General features: G+C 72.2%; 15 protein-coding genes, 1 pseudogene and 1 riboswitch. Of the genes and pseudogenes, 7 read left to right on the forward strand and 9 right to left on the reverse strand.

The window, feature by feature from the left end; translation table 11 throughout:
* Positions 1-438: 438 nt before the first annotated feature.
* Positions 439-2,112 carry a phenylacetic acid degradation protein PaaN gene (gene paaN, locus O7625_RS04425; protein WP_282344489.1) on the reverse strand — a complete coding sequence of 558 codons (1,674 nt, stop codon included), beginning with the start codon at positions 2,110-2,112 and terminating at the stop codon, positions 439-441.
* A gap of 294 nt (positions 2,113-2,406) precedes the next feature.
* Positions 2,407-3,693 (reverse strand): threonine synthase, encoded by a 1,287-nt coding sequence (gene thrC / locus O7625_RS04430; protein WP_282344490.1) that lies wholly within the window; start codon positions 3,691-3,693, stop codon positions 2,407-2,409.
* Positions 3,694-3,702: 9 nt separating this feature from the next.
* Positions 3,703-3,838: riboswitch (SAM riboswitch) on the reverse strand.
* A 298-nt stretch (positions 3,839-4,136) separates the two neighbouring features.
* Between thrC and O7625_RS04435 the strand changes: the two genes are divergently transcribed.
* Entirely contained in the window at positions 4,137-4,856 is a 720-nt protein-coding gene (locus O7625_RS04435) for a hypothetical protein (RefSeq protein ID WP_282344491.1), read from the forward strand.
* A 117-nt stretch (positions 4,857-4,973) separates the two neighbouring features.
* Here the strand turns inward: O7625_RS04435 and O7625_RS04440 are convergent, their stop codons facing one another.
* Positions 4,974-5,429, reverse strand: coding sequence for a DoxX family protein (locus O7625_RS04440; RefSeq protein WP_067305282.1), 456 nt, complete (start codon positions 5,427-5,429; stop codon positions 4,974-4,976).
* Positions 5,430-6,598: 1,169 nt separating this feature from the next.
* On the opposite strand from O7625_RS04440, the gene O7625_RS04445 reads away from it, so the two are divergent.
* The gene (locus O7625_RS04445) at positions 6,599-8,362 is read left to right on the forward strand and encodes a hypothetical protein (RefSeq protein ID WP_282344492.1); all 1,764 of its coding nucleotides are present in this window, start codon (positions 6,599-6,601) and stop codon (positions 8,360-8,362) included.
* Between the two features lie 163 nt (positions 8,363-8,525).
* Here the strand turns inward: O7625_RS04445 and O7625_RS04450 are convergent, their stop codons facing one another.
* The 4 genes from O7625_RS04450 to O7625_RS04465 form a co-directional block, all read right to left on the reverse strand.
* A complete protein-coding gene (locus tag O7625_RS04450; RefSeq protein WP_197700124.1) occupies positions 8,526-9,701 on the reverse strand; it encodes an ABC transporter permease in 1,176 nt (391 codons plus the stop codon).
* A 77-nt stretch (positions 9,702-9,778) separates the two neighbouring features.
* Positions 9,779-10,465, reverse strand: a complete 687-nt coding sequence (locus O7625_RS04455; protein ID WP_282346805.1) for an ABC transporter ATP-binding protein — start codon at positions 10,463-10,465, stop codon at positions 9,779-9,781.
* A gap of 28 nt (positions 10,466-10,493) precedes the next feature.
* Entirely contained in the window at positions 10,494-11,624 is a 1,131-nt protein-coding gene (locus O7625_RS04460; RefSeq protein WP_282344493.1) for a peptidoglycan-binding domain-containing protein, read from the reverse strand.
* A complete protein-coding gene (locus O7625_RS04465) occupies positions 11,621-12,163 on the reverse strand; it encodes a hypothetical protein (RefSeq protein WP_282344494.1) in 543 nt (180 codons plus the stop codon). The genes O7625_RS04460 and O7625_RS04465 overlap by 4 nt, the downstream gene beginning before the upstream one ends.
* Positions 12,164-12,288: 125 nt before the next feature.
* On the opposite strand from O7625_RS04465, the gene O7625_RS04470 reads away from it, so the two are divergent.
* From O7625_RS04470 to O7625_RS30235, 5 genes and pseudogenes are all read left to right on the forward strand, one after another.
* Positions 12,289-12,945 carry a response regulator transcription factor gene (locus tag O7625_RS04470; RefSeq protein ID WP_067305293.1) on the forward strand — a complete coding sequence of 219 codons (657 nt, stop codon included), beginning with the start codon at positions 12,289-12,291 and terminating at the stop codon, positions 12,943-12,945.
* Positions 12,942-14,114 carry a HAMP domain-containing sensor histidine kinase gene (locus O7625_RS04475; protein ID WP_282344495.1) on the forward strand — a complete coding sequence of 391 codons (1,173 nt, stop codon included), beginning with the start codon at positions 12,942-12,944 and terminating at the stop codon, positions 14,112-14,114. Before O7625_RS04470 ends, O7625_RS04475 begins: the two co-directional genes overlap by 4 nt.
* Before the next feature lie 203 nt (positions 14,115-14,317).
* A complete protein-coding gene (locus O7625_RS04480) occupies positions 14,318-14,770 on the forward strand; it encodes a hypothetical protein (RefSeq protein ID WP_282344496.1) in 453 nt (150 codons plus the stop codon).
* Positions 14,771-14,778: 8 nt separating this feature from the next.
* Complete coding sequence (locus O7625_RS04485) at positions 14,779-15,576, forward strand: hypothetical protein (protein ID WP_282344497.1); 798 nt, start codon at positions 14,779-14,781, stop codon at positions 15,574-15,576.
* A 212-nt stretch (positions 15,577-15,788) separates the two neighbouring features.
* A pseudogene (locus tag O7625_RS30235) lies at positions 15,789-16,068 on the forward strand (hypothetical protein).
* A 122-nt stretch (positions 16,069-16,190) separates the two neighbouring features.
* On the opposite strand, the gene O7625_RS04490 reads toward O7625_RS30235, so the two are convergent.
* On the reverse strand, positions 16,191-17,162 hold the full coding sequence (locus O7625_RS04490) for an ABC transporter permease subunit (protein ID WP_067305298.1): 972 nt from the start codon (positions 17,160-17,162) through the stop codon (positions 16,191-16,193).
* Positions 17,162-20,032: an alpha/beta fold hydrolase gene (locus O7625_RS04495; RefSeq protein WP_282344498.1), complete on the reverse strand. Its 2,871-nt coding sequence runs from the start codon at positions 20,030-20,032 to the stop codon at positions 17,162-17,164. Before O7625_RS04495 ends, O7625_RS04490 begins: the two co-directional genes overlap by 1 nt.
* Positions 20,033-20,365 lie beyond the last annotated feature (333 nt).

The following is a 20,365-nucleotide window of genomic DNA, read 5'->3' on the forward strand; positions in this document are numbered from 1 at the left end:
CACCCACGACGTAACCCTCTTGATCACCAAACAGCCCGCAAGCCCACCCGACCCCACCTCCGGCGATCAAGAGATTCAAGTCATCCGAAGGCCCGCTCATGACATAGCCCTCTTGATCACCGAACAGCCCGCTGCCGGGCCAGGAGCCCAATCCACCCCATCCCAGTGATCAAGAGATTCAGGTCACCCCGAAGACCCGCCCACGACGTAAACCTCTTGATCACCGAGGAGCCTGGCACCCATGCTGCGTGCCCACCTCGGCCCGCCCCGGTGATCAAGAGATTCGGGTCACCCTGAAAGCCCGCGCATGACGTAAACCTCTTGATCACCGAGCAGCCCCGTGCAACACCGCGGAGCCGGCGCGCACGACGGGGAGCGCGCACGACGGGGAGCCCGCCCCCGCGCCGAGGGGGCGGGGGCGGGTGAGAGCCGGGAGGGTCAGGCGGGGCGGCGGGACTGGACGATGCGGAACCGGTTCGCCACGTAGGCGCCGTCGGTGAGGGCGGCGTTGGCGGCCGGGTTCGCGCCGCTGCCGTGGAAGTCGGAGAAGGCGGCGGACTGGTTCACGAAGACCCCGCCGGTGAGGTTGGCCGACAGGTGCACCCCGACGTCGATCGCGGCGGCCTCGACGGCGTCCAGCACCGCCTCGTCGGTGGAGTAGACGGCGGCGGTCAACGCGCCGCAGCCGCCGACCGTCGTCCGCATGATCTCGATGCTGTGCGCGGTGGAGTCGGTGGCGATGACGAAGGAGATCGGCCCGAACCACTCCCGGCCGTAGACCTCGGTGTCGGTGGCGGCGAGCTTGACGATGGTCGGCGTCCGGACCACCGCGTCGGGCAGCGAGGGGTGCGCGACGGTACGCGACTCCAGCACCGGCTGGCCGACCTTGGTCACCTCGTCCAGTCGCTCCAGCACCCCGTCGTTGACGATCGCGCCGGTCAGCTCGACGCCCCGGGCCGGGTCGGCGGTGAGCTTGCCGATGGTGGCGGCGATGCCGGCGGCCACCTCGTCGAAGCTCTTGTGCCCCTGGTCGGTGGTGATGCCGGCGGCGGGGATCAGGATGTTCTGCGAGGTGGTGCACATCTGACCGCTGTAGAGGGTCAGCGTGAAGCCCAGGTTGCGGCACATCCCGGCGAAGTCGTCGGTGGAGTCGATCACGACGGTGTTGAGGCCGGCCTTCTCGGTGTAGACGGCCGCCTGCCGAGCGTTGGCCTCCAGCCAGTCGCCGTACTCGGTGGAGCCGGTGAAGTCGACGATCTTCACGGCCGGGTGCAGGGCCAGGGTCGAGGCCAGCTTCTCGCCGGGGGCCTCGGGGGCGAGCAGCACCAGGTCGGGGTCGAAGCCGGCCTCGGCGAGCACCTCCCGGGCGTACTTCACGGTGATCGCCAGCGGCAGCACCGCGCGCGGGTGCGGCTTGACGACCACCGGGTTGCCGGTGACCAGCGAGGCGAACAGCCCGGGGTACGAGTTCCAGGTCGGGAAGGTGTTGCAGCCGATCACCAGCGCCACCCCGCGCGGGACCACGTGGAACGTCTTGGTCATCCGCAGCGGGTCGCCCTTGCCGGCGGCCTTCTCCCAGCCCGCCGTCGCGGGGTGCCGGGTCATCTCCGCGTACCCGTAGGCGAGCGCCTCCAGCGCCCGGTCCAGCGCGTGCGCGCCGCCGGCCTGGAAGGCCATCACGAACGCCTGGCCGCTGGTGAACTGCACCGCGTTGGCCAGCTCGAAGATGTGCCTGTGCAGCCGGTCGAGGATCTCCAGGCAGACCCCCACCCGGGCCTGCGGGCCGGCGTCGCGCCAGGCGGGCAGGGCGGCGGAGGCGGCGGCGACCGCCTCGTCCGCGCCCGGGTGCGGGTACCGCACGTCCAGGGCCACCCCGAACGGGCTCGTCTCGGTGGCCACCCGGTCGGCCGTGCCGGGCTGGTCGAGCGGGAAGTCACCACCGAGGTACGCCTCGAAGGCGGCCTTACCGTCGGCGGCGGCGGTCTCGCCGTACACCCGGGGGCTGGGCGATTCGGGGTAGGCGGACCAGTACCCGCGTTCCGCGATCGCGGTCAGCGCGCGGTGCAGGGTGTCGGCGTGCCTGTCGTACAGCGGGTGCGGGGTCTCCGTCATGCCCGCCATCATGCAACAGATGACGACCAGATCAGTAGGGGCCTGTCACAGTCCGGCCGGTGCTGACGAGCGAAGGGGGCCAGCGGATTTCCGCTGGCCCCCTTCGGAGGTTGGTCGGGAGGGACGTTCGCACAACGCCTCCGGCGTTGGGTCGCAAGGCTTGAAAAGTCTCCGGCGAAAGCCCTCCCGCACGGAGCATCTTGCGCCGTCCGGTTCCTGCCGTCAAGTCCTTCCCGGCGGGTTTTCGCCACGCACCGCGAAAACCCGGTCACTCAAAGATCAACTCCGTGGGGTTCAGGAGAGCAGACCGGCGTCGCGGGCGGCCCGCAGGGACGGCTTGATCCGGTGGGTGGGGCCGACCTGACCCGCTACCGCGTCGATGGTCTTCAGACCCTCGCCGGTGTTGAAGACGACCGTCTCGGCGGCCGGGTCGAGCCGGCCGGACTCGACCAGCTTGCGCAGCACCGCCACGGTCACCCCGCCGGCCGTCTCGGCGAAGACGCCGGTGGTCCGGGCCAGCAGCCGGATGCCCGCGCGGATCTCGTCGTCGTCGACGTACTCCATCCAGCCACCGGTACGCCGGACCGCCTCCAGCGCGTAGAGGCCGGCGGCCGGGTCGCCGATGTTGAGCGACTTGGCGATGCCGGTCGGCCGGACCGGGGTGATGACGTCGGTGTCGGCGTGCAGGGCGGTGGCGATCGGGTTGCAGCCGGCCGACTGGGCGCCGAACACCTTCCAGCCCCCGGCCGGTGCTTCGACCAGGCCGATCTCGACCAGTTCGGTGAACGCCTTGTCGATCTTGGTGAGCAGTTCGCCGGAGGCCATCGGGATGACCACCTGGGCCGGGATCCGCCAGCCGAGCTGCTCGGCCACCTCGTACCCGAGGGTCTTGGAGCCCTCGGCGTAGTACGGCCGGACGTTCACGTTGACGAAGGCGGTGTCCTCGAACTCGTCGGTCTCCACCAGCTCGCCGCAGAGCCGGTTCACGTCGTCGTACGAGCCGTCGATGGCCACCAGGTCGCCGCCGTAGACGGCCGTGGTGATCACCTTGCCCTGCTCCAGGTCACCGGGGATGAAGACCACCGAGGGCGCTCCGGCACGGGCGGCGTGGGCGGCCACCGAGTTGGCCAGGTTGCCGGTCGAGGCACAGGCAAACCGGCGGAAGCCGAGCGCCTGCGCGGCGGTCAGCGCCACCGAGACGACCCGGTCCTTGAACGAGTGGGTCGGGTTGGCGCTGTCGTCCTTGACCCAGAGCGGCGCGCTGATGCCCAGCTCGGCGGCGAGGTGCGGGGCCGCGACCAGCGGGGTGAGCCCCGGGTCGAGGGTGACCCGGGTGGCCGGGTCCTGGCCGGCGGGCAGCAGGGCGGCGTACCGCCAGATGTTCTGCGGACCGGCCTCGATCTGCTCCCGGGTGACGGCGGCCAGCGCGGCGGCGTCGTAGTCGACCTCCAGCGGGCCGAAACACTCGTAACAGGCGTGCTGCGCGGCGAGCGGGTAGCGGGCGGAGCAGGCCCGGCAGACCAGCGCGCGGGCGGGGCTGGCGGTGGTGTCGATACCGGGGGCGGCGAGCGTCGACGTCATGTCGGATTCCTCTCATCTTTCCCCACATCGCACCCTGCGGCGGGGACGGAATTGGCACCTGCCCCACGGGACGCTCAGCGATGAGCGCGCGGGGTGGTTGCCGGGGCGTCGTCGGGCCGTATCCCTCAGCCCCTCTGGATGAGGTATGCAGTTGTGAGGTCGAGTCTAGGCAGCTTCGCCGCCATCGCCCAGTCCGCTCCCACGGTGTGAGCCAACCCTCGGCCCATCCGCCCCCGGCGGCGACGACGGCGGCCGATGTTACGGGCAGGTTTCCAGCTCAGGACGGTTGCGCCCACCGATCCCGGACACCCGTACACCGGCCCGCCGGTCGGCCCCTGACACCGCTCCGACAGGCCGGTGCGGCCCGGCCGTCGAGCCGATGACCGGTATTGCCATCGATCAGTACGGTGCGGGCATCTGACGTCGAGAGAGGACCCCCGACCATGCGACGGATCCCGTCGGCCCTCACGGCCCTCACCCTGCTCTGCCTGCTCGCCGCCTGCGGGGGTGGACAGGCCGAGCAGAGCGGGGCGGCTCCCACGGTCGGCCCGTCCACCGAGCCCTCCACCGCCTCGGTGCTGAACGCGACCACGCCCGAGGCGAGTCCGACCAGCGAGACACCCGCGCCACAGCCGAAGAGCGCCTCCCCCACCGCATCGGCGATCAGCACCACCCCCGCCGCCGCCCCGGCCAAGAAGCCGATGACCTGTGCCCACCTCGCCCAGGCCCGACTCGGCAGCAGCAAGGTGCCCTACAACGGCTACCCGGACTACCTGCCACTGGCCGACGGGCAGTGGTCGGGCGAGGACGGCGCCACCGTCACGCTGCAGAAGCCGTGCGGCATCGGCGACCTCGACGGGGACGGCGCGGACGACGCGGTGGGCGCGGTGGCGATCAACTCCGGGGGCACCGGCACCTTCTACACGCTGGCCGCGTGGCGCAACAGCGGCGGCACGCCGACGTTCCGGGCGTTGGCCGACCTCGGCGACCGGACGCCGGTCGTGTCGATCACCGTGGCCGACGGCCGGGCCACCGTGGTCTGGTTGACCCGTGGCCCCGGCCGGGGGATGGCCGAGCTGAACATCAAGCGGACGTCGGTCTACAAGCTCTCCGGCTCCAAGCTCACCGAGGTGAGCCACACCGACGCCCCCTACAACCCCTGACCGGAGTAGCGCCCGACCGCGCCGACGGAACGGACGCCACCCTCGTGGTCCACCACCCCTGACCGGGGGCGCCGCCGGGGCCGCCTCGTCGAGGCTCCGGCGGCGCGGACCGGTCGGTCAGGCCGGCACGGAGTTGCGCTCGTGCTCGGCCACCGGGGCCGGCGGGGCGTCGGCACGCCGCCGGGTGAGCAGCGTGTCGAGCGCCCAGGAACCCGGGCCGAGCACCGCGATCAGCAGGAACGACCAGCAGAAGAGCGCCGACAGCTCACCGCCGTTGCGCAGCGGCAGCAGGCCGTCCGGCTGGTGCACCACGAAGTAGGCGTACGCCATCGAGCCGGACGCGAGCAGCGCGGCGGGCCTGGTGAACAGACCGGCCAGCACCAGCGCGCCGCAGACCAGTTGGATCAGCGCCGCCCACCAGCCCGGCCAGGTGCCGACCGGGATGGCCTTGCCGGTCATCGGGTTGCCGCCGAACAGCCCGAAGACAGAGGACAGGCCGTGCAGCATGAACAGCAGGCCGATGACGATGCGGTACAGCGACAGTGTCGGCCCGCCGAGCCGAGACACGTTCATGGGGATACCTCCATTGATGGGGATCGATCCATCCATCATGAGGCATCAGCGCATAGAAGTTCGTGAAAACTTTGTAACTGGGAACATCCCGCTAGAAAACTTTACCGCACGCCGGCCCGACGGCCCGCCCCGACCCACCATCCCCACCTGCCGGCCGAGCTGCTCGACATGGTGGTGTCCGATCCGGTCAGCCGCCCCGACCGGCCCGACCCACCCCGGCCCGACCTACCCCGGCCCGACCCACCCCGGCCCCACCCGCCCGGCCCGCACCCACGCCGCCATCCCCCGGCCGCACCGCCGGACGACGCTTCGAGCCACCCCGAGCCGCCCCGAGCCATCCGACGCCACCGCGCCACCACCCGGCGACGTGCCACCGCGCCACCGCCTGACGAACTGATTGAGAAATTTGCATTAACTGTCATCAAGTTCATAGCCCGTGTTTATGGAAAATAAACATGCACACAATTCGTTGGGGTCGCCCGGCAACCCGCCGGGATGGCCCGGTGGACCCACCGGGTCGACCGGTGCGGGCGCGCTGCCGATGCCGATGTCGCCGACCCGGCCCAGCGGTCCGCGCCGCACTCCGTCACCCCACCGGCACGGCACCCGGACGCGGCCCGGGTTCCCGCTGCTCGCAGTGGTGATGCCCGGGTGCCGGAACGGGCCGCCCCGGAGCCGTCCGTCGCCGGCCCGGATCAGCTCCCGTCCCCCCGCCCACGGCGAATTCCGGCGACAGCGACCAGTTGGCACGATATGCCCTGGACACCCTCAAGCGTCCCACGCATCAGCAATTTCCATTGTGCCCGCCGGAGGCGTCCCGACGCGCATTCCGGGACGCGCCGACCCGGTCGGTCAGCGATCTTGGCGGTTCAATAATCCTTAACAAGTCTCACCGTAATGAGCGGCATTGAAATGCGTTAACCTCGTCGGCAGATCGGTCCGGACCACGGCACCATTCTCCGGATCACCGCCTCACCCCCACACCACCCCGCCGCGCCGGCCCGGCCCCTGTGCCGGCAATTCCCGTTCCGGTCAGCCGACGCACCATCATCGGCCTGACCTGCATTTCCGTGCCCGACGTCGATCATCCACCCGCTGGTCGGAGGCGGTCCGGTCCACCTTGTCCCGGCCACCGCCACACCGACCGGCCATTCCCGGAAAGGACCACCGTGCAACGTCGAAACCCGCTGCCCCGACGACTACTACCCGCATTGGCCGCCCTGATTCTGTTGCCCACCTTCCCCACCCCGGCCAGCGCCGACGTCCCGCCCGAGTCGGTGCGCCTGCTCGCCAAGGCCGCCGCCGACGAGTGCTTCGCCGGGGTCGGCGTCGACTACCCGGCCGGACCGCCCTGCGCCGTGGGGCAGCCCAAGGTCAACCAGTCGTACGTCTGGGGCCTCGCCCAGGCCGGCCGCCGGCTCTGGTTCGGCACCGGGGCGAACGTGCTCTGCCTGAAGCCCAAGGGCTACCAGGTCCGGGAACCGATCCTCAACGACGACTACGTCTGCGAGTTCAACCAGAGCCAGCCGGCCCGGAACAACCCGGCCTGGCCGGCGACCCTCGGCGACCACCGTGCCCCCGAGGTCTACACCTACGACCTGGCCACCGAGCGGCTCACCGAGCGCACCGCCGACATCACGTCGGCCTCCCCGGCGGACGCCGACCTGCTGAACACGACGGCCGGGCTGCGCAGCGCCGCCTCCCACCAGGGGGTCGTGCTGCTCGCCGGCCCGAGCGTGGTCGGTGGGGTGAACGTGTTCGCCTTCGACGGCATCACCGGCCGGTACCTCGGCTCGACCAACCTCTCCGCGTACGAGAACATCCGGCACTGGGTGGTGGCCGGCGGTGTGCTCTACGCCGGGGTCGGCGTGGGCATCAACGGCGGCGAGTCGGGCAAGGTGCTGCGCTGGACCGGTGACCGCACCAGCCCGTTCACCTTCACCGAGGTCGCCGACCTGCCCACCCAGGTCGCCGACCTGACCGAACACCAGGGCCGGCTCTACGTCTCCACCTGGCCCAAGGCGATCGTCGAGGGCTCGGTCGCGCCGTCCCCGGTCAGCACGGTGGCCCCGGCCTCCGGCGACGGCGGCACCCCGCTGGCACCGCCCCCGGCCGACGACGTCAACGACCTGGCCAGCATCTGGATGAGCCCGCTGCTCGCCGTCGGCGCACCCGGTCTCAACCCGGAGGACGCCGGGAACTGGAAGCAGGTCTGGTCGGCGGCCGAGTACGAGCCGGACCCGGTGGTCCGCCGGGCGTACGCCCTCGGTGGGCTCGCCTCCTTCGGCGGCCGGCTCTACTGGGGCACCATGCACGTGCCGCTGCAGGCGACCGCCCTGCACGTCTCGGTGTACCCGCCGCGTACCCAGGCACAGCTCCAGGCCACCGTGCAGAACACCCAGCGGGCGTTCGCCGTCTTCCAGGGCCAGAACCTCGGCGGGTCGCACGAACGGATCGAGACGCTCTACGGCGAGTCGACGCTGCCGGCCTTCGACCCGACCGCGAACAACGGCGTGGGTGCCTGGGCGCCGGCATCCACCGGGGTGACCCCGGTCTACGGCGGTTCCGGCTTCGGCGACCCGTTCAACCTGTACGCCTGGAAGATGGCGGTGGCCGGTGGCCGGCTCTACATCGGCACCATGGACTTCGCGTACATCTCCCTGGAGGGGCAGATGCCGACGCCGCCCGCCGGTGCCACCACCACCCCGCCCACCTTCGGCTCCGACCTCTGGGCGTTCGACGCGCCGAACCGGCCCGCCCGCGCGGTCGACACCGGCGGCTTCGGCAACCCGCTCAACCAGGGGGTCCGCACGATGATCGTGGACGGTTCCACGCTCTACGTCGGGATGGCGAACCCGATGAACCTGCGTACCGACCCGACGCCCGGCGTCCCCAAGGGGGGCTGGGAGCTGATCCGGGTCAGCCGCCGGTGACCCCGGCCGGCTGACCGTGGCCCGGCGGCCGGGGTGGTCCCCCGACGGCCGCCGGGCCACCCCGGCCCGCGCGCCACATCCCGGTGACGGGTGTGGCGCGCGGGCCGGTGGTCGTGTCCGTCGGCAGGTCACCGGCCGGGCGGTGCCGGGCCGGACCGGGCGGTCACGGGGCGGCGAGCGCCTCGGTGGGCGAGAGCCGGCTGGCCCGGATCGCCGGGTAGAGCCCGGCCACCGCGCCGATGACGATGGTCGCCCCGATGCCGCCGGCCACCACCCAGAGCGGCACCACCGTCGGCCACCCCTGCGAGCTGGCGTAACCGGCGGTGACCAGGCCGCCGAGCAGCACCCCGCCGACCCCGCCCAGGGCGGACAGCAGCAGCGACTCGGCGAGGAACTGGGTCCGGATCTGCCCCCGGGTCGCGCCCAGCGACCGCCGCAGCCCGATCTCGGCCCGCCGCTCGATCACCGAGATGACCATGGTGTTGGCCACCCCCACCCCGCCGACCAGCAACGCCACCGCGCCCAGCCCGAGCAGCAGGCCGGTGAACGCCTCGTCGGTGGCCTGCTGGGCGGCGAGCGCGTCCGACGGCCGGGAGACCTGGATCTCGTTGGACTGCTCCGGGTTGGCCGTCGCCGCCAGCACCGCCCGGACCGCCTCGACGTGCTGCTCGACCGAGCGGGTGTAGATCCGGGTCGGATGCCCGTCCAGGCCGAGGTAGGTGGTCGCGGCCGACCAGCCGACCAGCGCCGACGAGTCGAGTTCCGGGGCGAGCGGGACCGGCCGCAGGATGCCGATCACGGTGAACCACCGCCCGTCGACGTACACCTGGATGTCCGGCCCGGCCGCGCCGAGGCCCAGCCGCTGCGCGGCGACCGACCCGAGCACCGTGGCCGGATACTGCGCGGTCGCCTCGTTGAGCCAGGTGCCGCTGGCCAACGTGCCGCCGACGGTGTCGAGCAGGTCCAGCTCCACCGCCTGGGTGCCCAGCCCACCGGTCTCCGCCACCGGAATGCGGTCCGACCGGTAGACCGGGGTGTCCGCCAGTTGTGCGGTGGCCGACACCTGGCGTACCGGGCCGATCCGGCTGATCATGCCGACCGCCTCGACCGGCAACTGGGCGTCGGCCCCGAACAGGGTGCTGCCCGGCGCGACGGTGAGCAGGTTGGTGCCGAGGGCGGCCAGCGTCCGGTCCAGGTCGGCCCGGGACGACGACGAGATGCCGACCACGCTGATCATCGCCGCGATGCCGATGGCGATGCCCAGGGCGGACAGGAACGCCCGCAGCGGCCGGGTGCGCAGCCCCACGCCGCCGACCCGCAGCACGTCCCGTGGGCTCATCCGGGCCGGTCGCAGCCGCTCCGGCCGCCCGGTGTCGGCCTGTTGCCGCACCCTGGTCGACAGCACCGGGCTCGTGGTCATCGGAGCACCCCCCCGGTCGGCGCGGCGGAGTCCGCCACGATCAGCCCGTCGCGCATCTGCACCTGCCGGGGCAGACTCGCCGCGATCTCCCGGTCGTGGGTGATGACCACGACGGTGGTGCCGGCCGCGTGCAGTTCGTGCAGCAGCTCCATCACCCCCGCGCCGGAGCTGGAGTCGAGGTTGCCGGTCGGTTCGTCGGCCAGCAGCAGCGGCGGCTCACCGACCACCGCCCGCGCGATCGCCGCCCGCTGCCGCTCCCCGCCGGAGAGCTGGTGCGGCCGGTGGTCCAGCCGGTGGCCCAGGCCGACCCGGCGCAGCGCCGTCTCCGCCCGCCGCCGCCGCTCCCGCCGGGGCACCCCGGCATAGAGCAGGCCGTCCGCCACGTTCTCCACCAGGGGTAGGCCGGCAGCCAGGTGGAACTGCTGGAACACGAAGCCGATCCGGCTGGCCCGCAACGCGGACAGCTCCCGGTCGGACAGCCGCGCCGCGTCGTACCCGTCGATGTGGACCGCGCCCGAGCTGGGCCGGTCCAGGGTGCCGATCACGTTGAGCATGGTGGACTTCCCCGACCCGGACGGGCCGACGATGGCCACCAGGGCACCCCGGTCGACGGTCATCGACACCCCGCCGAGGGCGGCGACCGTGTCGCCGTACCGTTTCGTGACGTCGCGCAGCTCGACCACGTGGTCGGGGCCGGCGACCCGGGCCGGTTCAGTCACCGGGCATCCCCACGGTCAGCCCCGCGGTGACCCCCTCGCCGGAGACCTCCACCTGACCGGCCGCGAAGAGGCCGGTACGCACCGCGACGATCCGGGTACCGGTCTCCTCCACGACCTGCAGCCCGTAACCGCCCTCGGCGAGGGTGAGCAGCGCCGCGACCGGTACGGAGAGCACGTCGGGGCGTTCCGAGGCGATCAGCCCGAGATCCACCGCCGCCTTGTCGTAGCCGGCCAGCACCTTGGGGTCGTCCCCGGTGACGGTGACCTCGATCTTGGTTTCGGTCTCCGGGTCCTTGCCGGACGCCGCCGACGTCTGCACCACGGTCTCGACCGTGTCGACCCGGCCCGTGCTGCGGGTGCCGTCCGGCAGGGTGATGGTCACCTCCGCGCCCTTGCGGGCCAGCCGCTGGTCCTCGACGTCCAGGGTGCAGGTGACCAGCCGGGCCGTCCCGGTGGTGGACAGCACCACCTTGCCCGCGCCGACCGTGTCGCCCACCTCCACGCCGTGGCTCTCCACCCGGACCTCGCCGGGGGCGTAGACGATCCGGGCCGGCTCGACCTGGCCGGTCTCCGGCAGGCCCAGGTCCTCCTGCCAGTCGCGGACCGCGTCGGCGGTCGCCGAGGTGAAGTCCTCGTCGACGTCGAAGCCGGTGTGCCCGAGCGCGGCGAGGTTCTGCTCGAACTGCTTGACGTCGGTGCCGCTGACCCCGGAGCGCAGCATCCGGTACGCGGGCAGGCCGCCGTAGAGCAGCACCACCGGCTCGTCGTCGATCCGGTAGAGCGCCCTGCCCCGCTTGACCGTCGCGCCACCCGCGGCGAGCCAGGTGACCGTCCCGGCCAGCCGGCTCTCCCGGGCACGCGGGGTGCCGTACCCCAGCTCGCCGTTCTTGGTCTCCCGGTCGACCAGGGTCTGCCGGGTCACGGTGGCGGTCGCCGGCGGCCGGTCGACGGCGGTGGACCGGTCGGCCTGACCGTCGGACGCGGAGGTGACCGCGACGACCGCCACCGCCACGACGAGCAACCCCACCGCGCCGAGGAGGACCCCGACCCGTGGGCGTCGCCGCCGCGCCGGTGGCTCGTCGGGTGCGGCGGTCGACTCGGCGGGTCGGGTCGTGGTGCTCATGACGTCCTCCGGCGTTCACCGAGGTTGGGCATGATCTCCCGGCACTTGTCGAACGCGGCCCGCACCTTCGGGTCCTTCAGGTCGATGTTGGCCTTGCCGGGCTGGATACGCCCGTCGGCAGCGGGGTCCGGGAAGTCCGGCACGCCGTTCTCCCGCATGCAGCCGGCCAGCTTGCGGACCTGCTCGGTCTGTTCGGCGTCGAGCTGCCGGGGCTGCCCGCCGTTGGGGGCGTACTCGCGGCACTGCTGGAGCGCCGCCTGCACCTTGCCCAGGTCGATGTCCGACCCGGAGTCGAACCGGGGCCCCTTCTGCCCCGGCTGCGGGTCCGGCACGTCGAGGCCCTGTTCCCGCAGGCACGCGGTGAACTTGAGCTGGCGTTGCTCGTCGCTCAGCCCGGCGGCGGACACCGAGGGCTCCGCGCCGCCGCCACCGGCGGTGGCCACCCCGGGATCGTCGTCGCCGGCGGACTGGCAGCCGCTCAGGGCCAGGGCCGCCACCACGGGCAGGGCCAGCAGCAGGCTCAGCGGATTTCGTCGCATCGTCGGTCTCCCTTCCGGCCGGCAGAGAGCCGGCATTAGGGATAACTCAACTCCTGAGGCGGTATCCAGGGCATAAGCGGTGGCGTTAACGCGGTGGTTATCCCGGCGTGGGCGAGGATGTAACGGTGCGCGTACTGGTGTGCGAGGACGAGAAGCTGCTCGCGGACGCGATCGCCGAATGGCTCCGTCGGGAGTCGTTCGCGGTCGACGTCGCGTACGACGGTGACGCGGCCCTGGAACGGATCGGCGTCAACGGCTACGACGTGGTGGTGCTCGACCGGGACCTGCCGGTGGTGCACGGCGACGACGTGTGCCGGGCGCTGGTCCGGGCCGAGCGGGACACCCGGATCCTGATGCTGACCGCCGCCGCCGCCGTCCGGGAACGGGTCGCCGGCCTGGCCATCGGCGCCGACGACTACCTCACCAAGCCGTTCGCGTTCGTCGAGCTGAGCGCCCGGGTGCACGCGCTGACCCGGCGCACCCGGCCGGCGGCCCCGCCGCAGCTCACCCGGGCCGGGATCGTCCTGGACCCGTCCCGGTTGCAGGTCACTCGGGACGGGAACTTCGTGCCGCTGTCCCGCAAGGAGTTCAGCGTGCTGGCCGAGCTGCTGCGCGCCGACGGCGCGGTGGTCTCCGCCGAGGACCTGCTCGAACGGGCCTGGGACGAGCACATCGACCCGATGACCAACGTGCTGCGGGTCACCGTGATGAAGCTGCGACGCAAGCTCGGTGACCCGCCGGTCATCGAGACGGTGCCCGGAGTGGGGTACCAGATCCGATGAGGAAAGCGACCATCCGGGCCAGGCTGACCATCATCTACGGCGGCCTGTTCCTGCTCGCCGGCACGGTGCTGCTCGCCGTGACGTACGTGCTGGTCGACCAGCGGCTCGCCCACGGGCTCGGGTTCAACCTGCGCGGCAGCGGCGGCCAGGAGTCGATCTCGCTGCCGCAGGGCACCCAGATCAGTACCAGCCAGGCCGAACACCTGCGCACCATCGTCCGGCAGGTGCAGGACGACGCCCGGCGGGACGCCCTGGACTCGCTGCTCACCCAGGGTGGGGTGGCGCTGGCCGTGGTGACCATCGCCGCGGTCGCCTTCGGCTGGCTGGTCGCCGGCCGGGCGTTGCAGCCGTTGCAGCAGATCACCGGCACGGCCCGCCGGATCGCCGGGGCGGACGGCGCGGGCCGCGGGCTGCACGAGCGGATCGCCCTGGTCGGTCCGACCGACGAGGTGAAGGAGCTGGCCGACACCTTCGACCTGATGCTCGAACGGCTCGACCGGTCCTTCGACGGGCAGCGGCGCTTCGTCGCCAACGCCTCCCACGAACTGCGTACCCCGCTGGCGATCAACCGATCCCTGGTCGAGCTGGCGATCACCCGTTCGGACGCCCCGCCCGAGCTGCGGCAGCTCGGCGAGACCCTGCTGGCGGTCAACGAACGCCACGAGCGGCTGATCGACGGGCTGCTCACCCTCGCCGACTCGGAGAACGAACTCGCCGAACGCACCGACGTGGACCTCGCCGAGGTCGCCGGGCACGTCGCGGAGCAGACCGCCCGGTCCACCACGCTGCGCGTCACCCGTGAGCTGGCCCCGGCCCCCACCGTCGGTGATCCGGTCCTGCTGGAACGGCTCACCCAGAACCTGGTGGAGAACGCCGTCCGGCACAACGTCGACGAGGGTGGCTGGCTCGCCGTCGCCACCGCCGTGGTCGACGGTCGGGCCACCCTGACGGTCCGCAACAGCGGGCCGGTGGTGCCCGGCTACGAGATCGAGACGATGTTCCTGCCGTTCCGCCGGCTCAACCGGGAGCGGGTCGCCGGTCAGCGGGGCTTCGGCCTGGGGCTGTCCATCGTCCGGGCGGTGGCCCGCGCGCACGGCGGCACGGTGCGGGCGACCCCCCGCCCCGAGGGCGGCCTGGTGGTCACCGTCTCCCTCCCCACCCCCGGCTGACCCCCACCGCGCCCGGCCTTTGGTACGAGGACTCGCTGACGCTTCGACCAGTGTCAGGTTCGCGACTCGACACGAGCGCTGCTTCTGCGCCCATCGTCGCCGTCTCCGATAGTGTCCGGCCCGACACAGAGCGAGGTGGTCTCACGTCGTCACCTCTGGCGGCAGGAAGGGGTCCGCACGTGAGTCGGCAGGTGTCCCCCCTGATGACGGCCGCCAATCTGGGCGCCCTGCTGTCACCACTTGCGGCAGCGACAACCGTGGGCGGCATCTCGTGGACCGCCAAGAGCCCCATGATCAAACACGGTTTGCTCCGGGTCGACACCGACATCATGGCGCTCGCTCCGTGCCGAATCCGCATGATGGTGAATGAGCTGGAACCCAGCGAGCCGAAACTTCAGTACCTCGTTGGCGACGGTCGTTCGGGCTTCTCCGCCCGCCGTCTGTGCCTGAACACCCCACATCGCCCAATTCCCGGCACCCACAAGCACCGCAGCGAGCCCGGCGGCGGCGAAGAGGGCGCTTACGCACCAGACGACATCCCTGCCGTTCCGCTTCAACCGAGGGTCGCACCCGGCACGTACCGTGCGATCCTGGAAGCGTTCGCCGCAGAGTGCTTCATCTCGATCGGGGACGACTTCATCTGGCGGGAGCCGTGAGGAGGGAGATGATCGTGAACGCCACGAATGTCATCGGTGCTGTCCTCCGGGCCGTCAACGACAACACCGTCGTGCACCCGTACGGGGACGGCCTGCTGGTCGATCTGCCGCTGTCCTACGGCGACGGTGACGGAGTGCGGGTGTTGGTCGAGCCGATGGGCTCCGGCTACCGGGTGACCGATCGTGCCGCCGCCGCTTCCCTGCTGGCCATGGCAGGAGTGAACCTGGTGGCCGGCCGCGCAGCCGAGGCGTTCGCCCAGATCATGACTGGGGGCGGCCTCAACGGGGTCAACGCCGCACCTGGTGAGATCACGACTTTCGGGGCCGCTGATGATCTGGGCAGGCTGGTGCTTGACGTCGCCCAAGCCTCCCTCCGCGCTGATCAGTTGCGATGGCTCGCCCCACGTCAGGCGGGGATCAGATTCGTCGATCGGGTCACGGACCGGGTTACCGCTTGGGCCGGGCGTGGCCGACATCTCCAACGTGACGCTCCGATTCCGCTGGAGTCGGGACGCAACCGCTCGGTCACCCTACGGGTCGCCAACGACAGCAAGGCGGCGTACGTCCAAGCCGTCAGCCTGCGTGATCCCGATCAGGCAGCCGAGCACTGCTACCACGTCTTCGGCCTGTCAACGATCGCGAGAGAGAGTCGGGTCGCGGCGCTGGACGGCTCGGCGCGCGACTGGCCGGCAGCGATCGTCGCCGAGTTGCGCACGGTCAGCGACGTCGAGTTCTTCGACGACCCGCTCAGCCTCGAACGGCAACTCGACAAGGTCGTACCGCCCCCGCAGGCCGCACTCCGGTGAGGGTGGGAGCCGCACCGCCGGTGTGGGCACAGGTGGGCACCCATGATCATTTAACCTTTTCGCGCACTCGGCACGGCGTGTCGTCTCCCTAATCTGCAAACGATCATGGGAATCCGCTCCGGCACACCACGGAACCCCATCCTGGTCCGCAGCGGCGCCACCGCCCGTGCAGCCGTGGAGAACGAGACGGAGTAGCCCCACGATCGTGCGCGATCCACGATCCGAAGGCATGCCACCACCACGAGACCATCACAACGCTGACCAGCGCCGACGAGGTCGCCGCTCTGGCGATGGCGTTACGTCGCCCACTCGGACACCTGCTCGCCATCGACTTCGGCGGGACGACCCTGTCGCCGGAGGACTGGTCAGTCCGTGCGTACCCGGATCTGGTGCGACGCCCCGCTCGACGGCCCCGGCCACTGCCGACTTCCCGCCGGGCCGCTGCGGTCGCCCCGTCGGCCACGCCGGCGGGTGCGCCCGACACCGGGGTGATCCATTCAACGGGGCCGATGGTGCGGTGTCCGCCGGCAGTGACACCGCACCACCGGCCCCGCTGCGACAGCCGCCCGGCAACCCGCCCGGCAACCTGGCCGGGTCGGCGCCGATCGGCCGGGTCAGCTGGTGACGTCCTTGCGGGTGAAGCGCCAGAAGGCCAGGCCCCAGAACAGGGTGGCGTAGCTGATCGCCGAGATCGCACCCCGCACCACGTCGTCGGTCTGCATCGGGGTGGAGAGCAGGCCCAGCCAGGCGCTGCTGTAATGGGTCGGCAGGAAGTCGCGCAGCACCCCCAGCGCGGTGATCTGGTCCAGGATGCTGGACAGGATCCACAGCAGCACCGCGCCGCCGACCGCGCCCAGCGCGGCATCCGTGAGCACCGAGAGCAGGAACGCCAGCCCGGCCACCACCAGCAGCACCACCGCCAGGTAGCCCAGCACCGCCAGCAGCCGCAGCAGCCCCTCGGTCGGGGTCAGCTCGGCGGCGACCTGGCTGGTCAGCGGCGACCAGCCGTAGCGCAGGGTGCCGGCGAGCAGGGCCGTGCCGGCCAGCAGCAGCAGGGCCAGCCCCGAGTACGCCAGCGCCACCAGCAGCTTCACCGTCAGCAGCCGCGCCCGGGGCACCGGCACCGCCAGCAGGTAGCGCAGGCTGCCCCAGCTCGCCTCGCTGGCCACCGTGTCACCGCAGAACAGCGCCACCACCACGACCAGCAGGAACGACGCCGACACCAGGATCGAGAAGAGGGTGAAGTTGAGCCCGCCCGAGGTGGCCAGGTCGGCGAGGCTGGAGAACTCGCCACGCCCACCGCCGTCGTCGTCCCCGGAATCGAACTGGAACGCCACCAGGATGATCAGCGGCAGCAGCACCATGAACCCGAGCGCCAACTGGGTACGCCGCCGCGACGCCTGCCGGCGGAACTCCGCCCCGAACGGCAGGGTCGCCCCCGGCCGGTACCCGGCCGCCGCCCCACCCGGCCCGAACGCCCTCGTCGCGCTCCCGTCCGGGGCCGCGCCGCCCGACGCCGCACCGGACGGAACCGCGCCGCCGTTCGGGCCAGCGCCCGACGCCGAAGCCGCCGCAGAACCCGTCATCACCGGTCACCGCTTCCCCGAGAGTTCTCGCCCACCAGGGCGAGGAACGCGTCCTCCAGGCGACGCCGTGGCACCACCCGGTCCACCCCGATCCCGGCCCGGACCAGCTCGGCCACCACCTCGCTGCGGGCCGTCCCGTTGGTGTCCACCACCAACCCGCCACCGTCGTCGTCGGCCACCACCTGCACCGTGTCGAGCCGGCTCAGCACCGCCCGCGCGGCGGCCTGGTCGGTCACCTCGAACAGGGTGCTCGGCGACTCGCCGACGATCTCCTCGACCGGACCGGCGGCGACGATCCGGCCCTTGTTCACCACCACCGCGTGCGTGCAGGTCTGCTCCACCTCGGCCAGCAGGTGACTGGAGACCAGCACCGCCCGGCCGTCGGTGGCGTACCGCTGGAGCACCCGGCGCATCTCGGCGATCTGCGGCGGGTCCAGCCCGTCGGTCGGCTCGTCGAGCACCAGCAGCTCCGGCAGGCCCAGCATGGCCTGCGCGATGGCCAGCCGCTGCCGCATCCCGTGGCTGTACTTCCTGGTCCGCCGGTGCACCGAGGCACCCAGGCCGGCGATCTCCAACGCCTCGTCGAAGTGCGCGTCGGCCCACGGCCGTCCGGTGGCCCGCCAGTACGCCTTCAGGTTCTCCAGGCCGGACAGGTGCGGCAGGAAACCGGGCCCCTCCACCAGCGCGCCGATCCGCGACAGCACCGGCGACCCGGGCACCAGGCGGTGCCCGAAGACGTAGATCTCCCCGGCGGTCGGCTGGGTCAGCCCCATCAGCACCCGCAGGGTGGTGGTCTTGCCGGCGCCGTTCGGGCCGAGCAGCCCCATCACCTGACCGGGGTGCACCTCGAAGTCCACCCGGGACACCGCGACGAAGCCGTCCGCGTACTCCTTGCGCAGGTCGCGGACGGCCAGCGGGATGCCCGCGTACTCGGGATGGACGGAGTCGTCCTGGCGGCGGTGCCGGCGGCGGACCACGGCGACGACCACGGCGAGCCCGACCACGATCGCGGCCAGCAGGCCGACCAGCACCCAGCGCCACACCGTCGCGGTGGTCGGGATCGGCGTGGCGGTCACCGTCGGCAGGCTCACCGCGCCGTCGACCGCCACCGTGTAGACGGCCGGCGCGGCCGGTGTGGTGTACGCCTGGTCGGCGGTGGCCAGCACCACCCGCAGCCGGTGCCCGGCCTCGACCCGCCGGACGATCGCCGGCAGGGTGACCTGGACCGGCCGCGCCGCGTCGATGGTGGCCGGCAGCCCGGTCAACCGGATCGGGGCGACCAACCCGGAGGGCAGCGTCGCCGCGCCGGCCGGGTCGACGTCGTAGAGCTTGGCGAAGAGCACCGCCTCGCCGGTCGCCGACGCGGCCCGGACGGTGACGGTGGGTGCGCCCACCACGTCCACCGCCTCGGCCAGCGGCGCGGACTCGAACCGGGCGTGCTGGCCGGGCACGTCACCGGCCACCCCGTCGAGCAGGGAGCCGAGCGACCCGGCGAACGGGACCGCCGAGATCGCCGCCGGGTTGCCGTTGGGCGGGTTGGCCACCGGCTGCGCCGGCCCGTCGACCGGCACCTCCCGCCGGGCGTCCCCGGTGACCCCGGGGTAGTCCCCGGTGCGGTAACCGGTGGCGACCAGCCCCCGGTCGAGGGCGTCGAAGCCGGCGATCCGGGAGAACGTGAAGTCGTCGCCGGGGGCCGCGCCGATGCCCTTGACGTAGTGGTCCAGCCACTGCACGGTCAGGTACTTCACCCGGTCGGAGTCGCTGGTCGGCCCGGAGCCGCCGTCGTGGCCGCCGGTGAACCAGGCCACCCGCACCGGGGTGCCGGCGGCGGCGATGCCGCGCGCGTTGGCGTCCGCCTCGGTGAGCGGGAAGAGGGTGTCCGCCTCGCCCTGCACCAGCAGGGCGGGGGCCTTGATCCGGCCCAGCACGTCGGCCGGGGAGGAGCGCCGCAGCAGGTCCACCGCCGCCTGGTCGGCCCGCCCGGTGCTGGCGATCCGCAGGTACGCGGCGCAGACGTCGGCGGCGAACCGGCCGCAGGACGGGTCGGCGGCGGCCCCCGGGGCACGCGACGACCGGCTGCCCGGCCCGTTGCCCGGCTGCGGGCTGGGTGCACCGGCCGACGCGGGAGCACCCTCCGGCTGGGCGGCGGCGGTGTCGCCGGAGAGGCCGGCCGGTCCGGAACCGGCGCTGCCGCCGCCGCCGAAGAAGATGCCGGCCCAGCCCTTCTTGAACACGCCCTCGGTGGCCGGTTTGCCGGTGCTCTCCGGCAGGAAGGCCCGGGACAGGTCGTTCCAGGTGATCATGGGGACGATCGCGTCGACCCGGGGGTCCTGCGCGGCCAGCAGCAGGGCCAGGCCGCCGCCGTACGAGCCGCCGACCACCCCGACCCGGGGGTCACCGGCGGCGTCGGTACGCACCTCGGGGCGGGCGGCCAGCCAGTCCAGCAGCCGCTGCGCGTCGCGTACCTCGTGGTCGGGGCTGTCCAGGTGGATCTGGCCGCCGCTGCGGCCGAAGCCCCGCGCGGTCCAGGTCAGCACCGCGTAGCCCTGGCCCACCAGGTCCTCGGCGTCGGCCCGGACCGAGTCCTTGGTGCCACCGAAGCCGTGGGCCAGCAGCACGGCCGGGACCTTCCGGCCGGTCGACGCGTCCCGCGGCAGGTAGAGGGTGGTGTCCAGGTCGACGGGCTCGTCGCCGGTCGGCCCGGAGCGCACGGTCAGCATGGTGGACTCGGTGCGGAAGCCCGACCGGTCCGGCCACACCGCCCACCCGACGAGCGCCGCCACCAGGACGACGGCCACCGACGCGGCGACCGCCCGGCGGCCGGTGGGCAGGGCGCGACGGATCCGCGCGACCGACAACGGCGATGTCATTCGGCTCACGGTACGGCCCGCAAGCTGAGCGTTGGCTGAGATCCGCCGTACGTCCGTCCCGCTCAGCCGATCGTCGGCCCGACAGGGCAAACCGCACAGGGTCACCCGGCGTTCACCCAGACCGAATTCGGAATTCGTGAATTCACACCAAAGGCGCGATACCGCTATGGAAACGAGCATGTCACCGCGACAACAGTACGCAGCGTGGCGAGCAGGTCGATGTCGCGTCACATCACTCGAAGTGACGCAAAACTGACGGGTGCAGAGCTCCGGCCAGGCATCGACCTTCGATTAGGTTCCGGTCCGACGCACGGGACCGAAGTTTCCCGCCAT

This window comes from Micromonospora sp. WMMD714, assembly GCF_029581315.1.
Taxonomy (GTDB): Bacteria; Actinomycetota; Actinomycetes; order Mycobacteriales; family Micromonosporaceae; genus Micromonospora; species Micromonospora rifamycinica.